Source organism: Geminicoccus flavidas (genome assembly GCF_009806515.1).
In the GTDB taxonomy this organism is placed as follows: domain Bacteria; phylum Pseudomonadota; class Alphaproteobacteria; order Geminicoccales; family Geminicoccaceae; genus Geminicoccus; species Geminicoccus flavidus.
Genome location: NZ_WUJP01000101.1, coordinates 1 through 7,772, shown reverse-complemented (window position 1 = coordinate 7,772; position 7,772 = coordinate 1). Strand labels below are relative to the sequence as shown.

The 7,772-nt window shown below is 69.1% G+C and carries 10 protein-coding genes and 2 tRNA genes; 5 read left to right on the top strand and 7 right to left on the bottom strand.

The window, feature by feature from the left end; all coding sequences use genetic code 11:
• From EQG76_RS02795 to EQG76_RS02775, 6 genes are all read right to left on the bottom strand, one after another.
• Window positions 1–1,419, bottom strand: a 1,419-nt coding sequence (locus EQG76_RS02795) for a valine--tRNA ligase (RefSeq protein WP_159710424.1), incomplete at its 3' end; no start/stop codon positions are given.
• A 128-nt stretch (window positions 1,420–1,547) separates the two neighbouring features.
• A complete protein-coding gene (locus EQG76_RS32705; protein WP_255476456.1) occupies window positions 1,548–1,673 on the bottom strand; it encodes a hypothetical protein in 126 nt (41 codons plus the stop codon).
• Window positions 1,674–2,376: 703 nt separating this feature from the next.
• Window positions 2,377–2,628: a hypothetical protein gene (locus EQG76_RS02790; RefSeq protein WP_159710422.1), complete on the bottom strand. Its 252-nt coding sequence runs from the start codon at window positions 2,626–2,628 to the stop codon at window positions 2,377–2,379.
• A gap of 87 nt (window positions 2,629–2,715) precedes the next feature.
• Window positions 2,716–3,264, bottom strand: coding sequence for a DUF2497 domain-containing protein (locus EQG76_RS02785; RefSeq protein WP_159710420.1), 549 nt, complete (start codon window positions 3,262–3,264; stop codon window positions 2,716–2,718).
• Between the two features lie 148 nt (window positions 3,265–3,412).
• Entirely contained in the window at window positions 3,413–3,742 is a 330-nt protein-coding gene (locus EQG76_RS02780; RefSeq protein ID WP_159710418.1) for a rhodanese-like domain-containing protein, read from the bottom strand.
• A gap of 76 nt (window positions 3,743–3,818) precedes the next feature.
• On the bottom strand, window positions 3,819–4,472 hold the full coding sequence (locus EQG76_RS02775; RefSeq protein ID WP_159710416.1) for a protein-L-isoaspartate O-methyltransferase family protein: 654 nt from the start codon (window positions 4,470–4,472) through the stop codon (window positions 3,819–3,821).
• Between the two features lie 174 nt (window positions 4,473–4,646).
• On the opposite strand from EQG76_RS02775, the gene EQG76_RS02770 reads away from it, so the two are divergent.
• From EQG76_RS02770 to EQG76_RS02760, 3 genes are all read left to right on the top strand, one after another.
• Window positions 4,647–4,721 (top strand) — tRNA-Cys (locus EQG76_RS02770).
• A gap of 211 nt (window positions 4,722–4,932) precedes the next feature.
• Complete coding sequence (locus EQG76_RS02765) at window positions 4,933–5,250, top strand: hypothetical protein (RefSeq protein WP_159710414.1); 318 nt, start codon at window positions 4,933–4,935, stop codon at window positions 5,248–5,250.
• A 194-nt stretch (window positions 5,251–5,444) separates the two neighbouring features.
• Window positions 5,445–5,732: a hypothetical protein gene (locus EQG76_RS02760; RefSeq protein ID WP_159710412.1), complete on the top strand. Its 288-nt coding sequence runs from the start codon at window positions 5,445–5,447 to the stop codon at window positions 5,730–5,732.
• A gap of 22 nt (window positions 5,733–5,754) precedes the next feature.
• Here EQG76_RS02760 and EQG76_RS02755 read toward each other — a convergent pair whose 3' ends face one another.
• The gene (locus tag EQG76_RS02755) at window positions 5,755–6,705 is read right to left on the bottom strand and encodes a 2-hydroxyacid dehydrogenase (protein WP_159710410.1); all 951 of its coding nucleotides are present in this window, start codon (window positions 6,703–6,705) and stop codon (window positions 5,755–5,757) included.
• A 97-nt stretch (window positions 6,706–6,802) separates the two neighbouring features.
• Here EQG76_RS02755 and EQG76_RS02750 point away from each other — a divergent pair.
• Together EQG76_RS02750 and EQG76_RS02745 are read left to right on the top strand one after the other, a co-directional pair.
• A tRNA-Asn gene (locus EQG76_RS02750) sits at window positions 6,803–6,878 on the top strand.
• 239 nt (window positions 6,879–7,117) lie between these two features.
• Window positions 7,118–7,772, top strand: a 655-nt coding sequence (locus tag EQG76_RS02745; RefSeq protein WP_159710408.1) for an NAD-dependent deacylase, incomplete at its 3' end; no start/stop codon positions are given.

Genomic DNA, 7,772 nt, shown 5'->3' with positions numbered 1-7,772 from the left:
CGGCGTCTGCTCCGGCCAGCCCAGCGTGCTGAACGGCCACAGCGCCGAGCTGAACCAGGTGTCCAGCACGTCGGGATCACGGGTCAGCGGGGCGGCGTGGCCATAATGTGCGGCAGCTTCCGCCTGCGCCTGCGCCTCGCTCTCCGCCACGAACACCTTGCCATCCGGGCCGTACCAAGCCGGGATCCGGTGGCCCCACCAGAGCTGGCGGCTGATGCACCAGGGCTGGATGTTGCGCATCCACTCGAAGAAGGTGTTCTCGTACTGCCTGGGCACGAACACGGTGCGGCCGCTCTCGACCGCCTCGATCGGCTTCCTGGCGAGCGTCGCCGCGTCGCAGTACCACTGGTCGGTCAGATAAGGCTCGATCGGCACGCCCGAGCGGTCGCCATGCGGCACCATGTGCTTGTGCTTCTCGACCTTGTCGAGCAGGCCCGCTTCCTCCATGGCCTGCACGACCCGCTTGCGTGCCTCGAACCGGTCCAGGCCGACCAGTGCGGCCGGCACGCCCTCGCCAGCGATCCTGCCCTCGCGGTCCAGGACCGAGATCTGCGCCAGGTTGTGGCGCTTGCCGACCTCGAAGTCGTTGAAGTCGTGGGCAGGGGTGATCTTGACGGCACCGGTACCCTTTTCCGGGTCCGAATATTCGTCCGCCACGATCGGGATCTTGCGGCCGACGATCGGCAGCATCGCGTGCAGGCCGTGCAGGTGCCGGTAGCGCTCGTCCTCCGGATGCACCGCCACGCCGCTGTCGCCCAGCATCGTCTCGGGCCGGGTGGTCGCGACCGTGATGAACTCGCCGGGCCGTTCCACGATCGGGTAGCGGAAGTGCCAGAGGCTGCCGTCCACCTCCGTCTGGGCGACCTCCAGGTCGGAGATCGCGGTCTGCAGCTTCGGGTCCCAGTTGACCAGCCGCTTGTCCTTGTAGATCAGGCCCTGGCGGTGCAGTTCTACGAACACCTTGACCACCGCGGCCGACAGGCCCGCATCCATGGTGAAGCGCTCGCGCGACCAGTCGGGGCTCGCCCCCAGCCGGCGGAGCTGGCGGCCGATCGCCCCGCCGCTTTCCTCCTTCCACGCCCAGACTTCCTGGAGGAAAGCGTCCCGCCCCATGGCGCGGCGCTCCCTGCCTTCGGCGGCGAGCTTGCGCTCGACCACCATCTGCGTGGCGATGCCGGCATGATCCATGCCCGGTTGCCACAGCGCCCGGCGGCCGCGCTTGCGCTCGAACCGGGTCAGCGCGTCCTGCACGGTGAAGGTCAGGGCATGGCCCATGTGCAGGCTGCCGGTGACGTTCGGCGGCGGCATCATCAGGCACCAGGGCTCGCCGTTGCCGCTCGCTACGAAGGCGTCGCGCTCCAGCCATTCGGCATAGAGACGGGCCTCGACCTCGGCGGGTCGGTAGGTCTTGTCGAGCATCGGCGGAATCCCAATCAGGCCCGGGGCCGGGCAGGAGCGATCCGCGATTTAGGGGAAAGGAAGCCTGCGAACAAGTCGCCGGGCGGGAGGCGGCCATCCGGCCCGCACGGCTGGATGCCGCCCGCCATTCAGGCACGCAATTCGATCACTTCCGCACAAGTGCCGGTCATCTCGGGCACGACCACATCCGTCACTCGTCCGCTGTCCAGGTCGACCAGTTGTTGTCGGCTCCGCTCCATCACGCCTTCACCCATGCGATTCCACTCGATGAAGGCATGGGAAGGCCGAAGCCGCACGTGCGCGAGCGGGAGTAGCCATCCGCGAAGGTGATACGGCGCATGTCGTCCGGCGGACTGCGGAAGAGGTCGTAGAGGTACCAGCCAGGCCGCTCCGCCCGGAGGAAGTCGGCGCGCCCCACACCGTCATCTCGTCGTTCAGGATGAACAATGCCCGCCAGAAGCACGCGATCGCCGAACTGGCGGATCCGTTTCGGCTTTGTCTTCCTGAGGGGTCGATCCAGAGGAGCGTGTCCATGTGACGATGCTCGAAGGCGAGGGGCTCGTGCCGGTCCTGCGAGATCCGTACGCTGTCGGAGATGTTCAGCCAGACACCGCGGTCACCGAAGCCAGCGACTGAAGCTCGATAGAACTGGAACCTTGTGATCCGATGTTCCTGTCCGTTGGCAAGATCGAGCGCGAAGAGATCGTAGGCAACGGGGTCGTCAGGATCGTCTTCGAGGAAAGCCGTGGTCCTGGTGTACCAGATCCGCTTCCCTGCCGGGTCCATGGTCGCAGCCTGATGGAACCCATCCGGCTTGCCGAGCTTGGTGAAGCCACTTCCGTCGCGCCGGCAGATGACTGGCCGATTGCGGGCATTCGGCCATGCATCGACGCTGGCATCGCACGCGTGGGCAATACCGACGATCCACTCGCCGTCCTGGGAGGTGGTGGCGTAATGTCAGCGGCCCTGTTCGGACGAGCGGTACTGGGTGCCTGTGCTGGTCGAAAAGTCCCAAATGGCCGGGCGCGCCGGCAAGGCAGGATCGCCGTCGCCGCCCTCCAGCACGAACAGCAGCTTCTCGCGATCGATCAGCCAGGGGACGTGGACGAGGCTCGGGTCGGCATAGCCGGCTGGCCAATAGGAGCAGCCGGCCAGGAGGGCTGCGGCACCTGCAGCTCCCGACCGCAAGGCAATTTGTCTGGTCAGCATTCGCCGCCGTTCCGAACCGGGCCGATCATCGGGCTTCCGTTGGAACGAAGCATGAAAGCCGTTCGTAAAGACGACGCTAGCGCCGTATCACTGCATCTCGGCGCGGCGCACCAGCTTCTTGACCTCGTCCTCGACGATCCGCTCGACCAGGGCCGGGAGGTTCTTGTCGAACCACTCCTTGAGCATCGGCTCCAGCATGCTGACCAGGAGTTGCTCGACGGTGAGGCCGGCGATCGGCCGCGGTGTCTCCGGAGGCGGCGGGGTGGCGGCGCGGGCCAGCTTGCTGAGCGCCGCGGTGCTGGTCGCGGCGGCGGCGCTGGAAACGAGCGGGTTCGGTTCGGCCAAGGGCGGCTCCTGGGAAGCTGCGACTGCCGGGTTGGGCTCGGATCGGTGGGCAAGGGCGGGTGGCGCCACCTCCGTCGGGCGGACCGGGGCCGGACTGAGCTCCGGCCGAGGTCGCGGCTCGTCGATCCGCTCCGTTAGCTCCAGCACGTCGTCGCCCGCCGGCTCGGGCCGCCCGGGCTCCTCCGTCAGGGGCCGCGGCGGCACGTCGTCCTCCTCGGCGATGATCCTGCGGATGGAGGACAGGATCTCCTCCATCGACGGCTCGGGCACGTCCTTCTTCGGCTCGCTCATCCTGTCCTCACGTCGGGTGCGGCCGTCCGGCATGGCTGCAACCGGGCAGCCAGCGCCGCCATGCCGGCATGGTAGATTCGGATCGGGTCACGGCGCAACCAGGCGGCGAGTTGCGCGAAAATTTTCACTCGACGGTCGCGCCCGTGCCTCAGTAGCTCTGCCAGCTCGGGTCGATCCGCTCTGCCCAGGCGAGCACGCCGCCGGAAAGGTTGCTGACATCGTCACGCCCCTGCGCCCGCAACCACCGGGTGACCTGCATGCTGCGAGCACCAGAGCGGCACACCACCACGATCGGGCGGTCGGCCGGCAGCTCGGCCAGGCGTCCCGGCAGGCTGCCCATCGGGATGTCCAGGCTGTCCGGGAAGCGGCAGATCGCCAGCTCGCGGGGCTCACGGACATCGAGCAGCACCGGCGCATCCGGGCCTGCGCGGAGCCGGGCCAGTTCCTCGACCTCAATGGCGAGCGGTCGGGCAGTCATCGATCGGTTCCAGTCGCTGCGAGGGGCGCGGCCACGGGGCCGGGTGGAACGGCCGTCCGGCCCGTCAGCCTGCCCCTCAAAAAGTGAAGGCCGGTGCCGGGCGCAGCTCCGGCACTTCCGGGGCGGCCGCATCATACGGGGTGACCATCCCAAAGGCCTGGCCGATCCGAGTGATCACCGCGGCCTTGCCGGCGCGGCCCGTCTGCAGGACCGTCGCCAGGCGACCGCCCTCGGCGAGTTGTGCCTTCAGCTTCTCGGGCACGACACTGACCGCACCGGCGATCAGGATCACGTCGAAGGGGGCCTGTGCCGGATGCCCCTCCGCTGGGTCGCCCACCACCGGCACCGCATTGTCGCAACCGATCTCCGCGAACACCTTCTCGGCCTGGGCCAGCTGCTCGGCATCGGTGCCCAGGCAGAACACGGTGCTGGTCAGCCGGCCGAGCACGGCGGCCGAATAGCCGGTGGTGCAGCCGATCACCAGGGCGACATCCGAAGGGCGGACCGCCGCCGCCTGCAGGAGCTTGGCCAGCACCAGGGGCTCGATCAGCCGCCGGCCATCGCCCAGCACGATGTCCTCGTCGCCGTAGGCCACGCCCTTGAGCGCCCGGGGCAGGAACGCCTCGCGCGGCACCTGACCCATGGCCTGGAGCAGCCGCTCGTCATCGATCGCACTTGGCCGGAGCTGGGCTTCGACCATCATGTGGCGGCGGGCGGCGTAGTCGTTCATGCAAGCACCCAGAATCTCGTCGAGTCCGGGCCGGTGCCGGACGAGGCGGCTCATAGCAAGCAGGGCCCCCGTCTGTCGATCCGCAGTGCCGGACGACCGGCCATGTCCCATTTGCCTGGATGTGCCACGTCCGCGTTGACCGCGCCTGCACCTCTGCCTAGAACCTGCACCGCCGGCCGGATAGCAAAGTGGTAATGCAGCGGACTGCAAATCCGCTATTCGGGGGTTCGATTCCCCCTCCGGCCTCCACCTCCAAGACAAGCACCCTGCTTGCTGCATCCCATGATGCAGCACGCCCGCAGTCGGGCGAACAGGTTCCGGCAAATCCTGCTAAGGCAGGCGGGCAGGGGTGACGGCGGCGCAAAGCTGCCGGCGGCGTCCGGCCAGAGCGCGCCGGGCGATGATCATGATTGCCGCATTGCATAACGTCCGCAGTGCCGGAATCTGCCGTGCATGGGAAATGCCGGTCCAGGTGGTCGTCGAGGAGATCCCGGTGAATGGAGACCTTCTGTTTGAGCTGGGTGCCAGCGACTGCTGCCCCGTCCAGCGTCGCGAGCTGGTCGTGCTGCTGGGGCGGCTCGGCTGGCACGGCGTGGACCGGGACGCGTGGCGCATTCCGCCCGGCGTCGATCCGGACGAGGCCATCCTCCATCTGAGCGAGGGCATCGTGCCGCGCCCGCTCGGGCCAGGCACGCCCGGCGGCGACCGGCTGCCGGTGTTCGGCCGCGACCGGCAGCGCGGCCCCGATGTCTGGGCGATCCGCTGTCGGGCGAGCTGACCGCCCGGCGCCGGTCCGGCCGGGCCGGCAGCGGATAGTGAAAGAACATCTGTGAACTTGTGACATTCGTCACGGACACCGTCCGGCGGGCATGGCTTGTCGGAGCCGCGATGCGATGCCGGATGAGCCCACGCCCATCCGGCAGCCGTCATCCGGCGATGCGGCACGAGCAACCAGACAAGCGGCACAAGAGAATGGCGATGCCTCCGTCGATCGGCTTCCCGTGGTTCGACCCGGGCGACTATCCCAGACTGCGCAACCTATTCAGCGACGGCGACCGCCTGCCGCCGTCGTTCGCAGCCTGGCATGGTGCCGCGCAGGAGGCGCTGCGCCTATTCCGGGAGCAGGGGCTGCCGGTCGTCCAAGTGCGCATCGAACCGGACCAGTTCCGGGCATGGTGCAATGCTCGCGCGGTCTCCACCGATTACCGGGCGCGCCACCAGTTCGCGACCGAGGTCATCCGTCAGGCGATGTCGGCGTGACCCGCCCCCGCGTGATCCGCCCTCAGTAGCCCAGCTCGCGCCGGACCAGACCATCCGGCTCGTGCCCCTCCAGGAAACGCCGGGCATTCGCGGCAGCGATCGGCGCCGCTGTGCGCGGGTCGGTGACGGCGGCCACATGCGGCAGCACCGTTACCGACCCATGTTCCCAGAGCGGGTCGTCAGCCGGCAGGGGCTCGGTGTCGAACACGTCCAGCACCGCGTGGTCCAGCCGCCCCTCGTCCAGTGCGGCCAGCAGATCGGCCGTCACCAGATGCGCGCCGCGGCCGAGATTGACCAGGCAGGCCCCCGGCGGGAGCAGGGCCAGCCGGGTCCGGTCCAGGATGCCGCGGGTCGCGTGCGTGAGCGGCAGGAGGTTCACCAGGATCTCGACCCGGGGCAGCATGGCGGCCAGGCCGTCCGGTCCGGCATGGGCCTCGACCCCGGCCACCGGCCGGCCGCTCCGGCTCCAGCCCAGCACCACGAAGCCCAGGCGCTGCAGGGCTGATGCGGCGCGCCCGCCCATCTCGCCCATGCCCAGCACGCCCACCACCCGCTCCGCCGCGCGCGGCTGGGGCAAGGGCTGCCAGATCCGCAGGGCGGCCTGCGCCCGGTAGCGGTGCAACTGGCGGTGCAGGCTCAGCACGTGGGTGACGACGCTCTCGGCCATCTCATCGGCAAAGGCCGGATCCTTCATCCGGGCGAGCGCCAGGTCCTGCGGCAGGGACGGGTCGGCCAGCAGCCCGTCCACGCCGGCCCACAGGCTCTGCACGAACCGCAGCCCGGGCCAGCCGGCGAAGCTGCCCGGCGCCGGATCGGCCACGAACAGCACCTCGACCGCCGCGCGCTCGGCCGGGTCCGGATCGGCGTGTGGCGGGCCTAGTAACACCTCGACGCTGCCCAGCGCTTCTTGCAAGAGTTCCTGCCAGGCGAGCACGCGGCGGTAGGGGAGCCGGCTCAGAAGGGCGAAGCGCATCGACATATCCAGTGGTGGATCCGTTCGCTTCGGATCGATGCACCGTCCAGATAGCGCTTGCCAAGCCCGGCGGGCCCCCATAAGAACCACCCCACGTTCCCCGGTAGCTCAGTCGGTAGAGCAAGCGGCTGTTAACCGCTGGGTCGCTGGTTCGAGTCCGGCCCGGGGAGCCAACCTTTCCATGGCGAGTGAACATGTGGCTGCGTACCGGCAAGACCGGTACGGCAGGGCCCGCATGTCCGCTCGCCATTTTGCTTTGGAGCCCCTTGGCGCGCGCCCCCGTGACGCATGCGCAGCGGGCGGCTAGAGGGATGCTGGTCGGATGAACGATACGCGGCGCGCCTGCCTGAGCGTGCCTGATCGCGTCTCAAGCCGGATCAGTCCGGCTGCGGCAGCAGGAGGATGGTCACTCATGCTACAACGTCGGATCGGCGCAGACGCACGGATCGTGGTGCTCACCGGAGCCGGGATCTCGGCGGAATCCGGCCTGCCTACCTTTCGCGGCCCCGACGGGCTGTGGGAGGGGCGGCGCTTCGAGGAGGTGGCCACGCCGGAAGCCTTCGCCGCGGACCCGGAGAGCGTCCATCGCTTCTACAACCATCGGCGTCGCCAGCTGCGCGACCCAGCGGTGCAGCCCAACCCGGCCCATCTGGCGCTGGCCGAGCTCGAGCGGCGCTGGCCGGGCGAGGTGCGGGTGGTGACCCAGAATGTCGACGACCTGCACGAGCGGGCCGGCCAGCGTGCCGTCCTGCATATGCATGGCCAGCTCGACCGGGTCCGCTGTGTGCGCTGCGGCTGGAACGGCCGCTGGGAGGTCGATCTCGGCACGGCGCATGCCTGCCCCGGCTGCGGTGTCACCAGCCAGCTCCGGCCGGACATCGTCTGGTTCGGCGAGACGCCCAAGGCGATGGAAGAGGTCGAGGACGCGCTGGAAGTCTGCGACCTGTTCATCGCGATCGGCACGTCCGGCAACGTCTACCCGGCCGCGGGCTTCGTGGAGACGGTGCGCGGCTCGAGCCTGGCGCACACAGTCGAGATCAACCTCGCCGAATCGCTGGTGAGCGCCC